The organism is Corynebacterium sp. HMSC072G08 (genome assembly GCF_001809185.1).
GTDB classification, from domain to species: Bacteria; Actinomycetota; Actinomycetes; order Mycobacteriales; family Mycobacteriaceae; genus Corynebacterium; species Corynebacterium phoceense.
In genome coordinates, this window is record NZ_KV796447.1 from 54,655 (window position 1) to 55,075 (window position 421).

The following is a 421-nucleotide window of genomic DNA, read 5'->3' on the forward strand; positions in this document are numbered from 1 at the left end:
CAAGCCGCTCACGGATCAGATTGGCGGCACGCAGCGTCTCGACTCTGCTCTTACTCGCGCCGGCATCGAGCACACCACGAACTATCTCGACCGTGGCCTCCATGGCTGGTCCATGTTCTCGGGCCAGCTCGCTCCCGCGTGGGCGGCTATCCGCCCCGCTCTGTACTAATCCCCCCGCCGCTCGCCAGCTTTGGGTTTTATCATTTCAGCCCCTCCGCGGCCGCCCGAAACGATAAAAACTCAAACCCAGCCACCGGTCAAGAGCCCTAGCTTTGGTTTTATAGCACCTCGGCATCGCCACCACGGCCCCAAACGCCATAAACCCAAAGCTAAGCCGGACCGACCCATGCCAGCTTTGGTTTTGTGGTGCTTCACCACCCCAATGAGGAGTCAAGGCGCCATAAACCCAAAGCTGGACAGA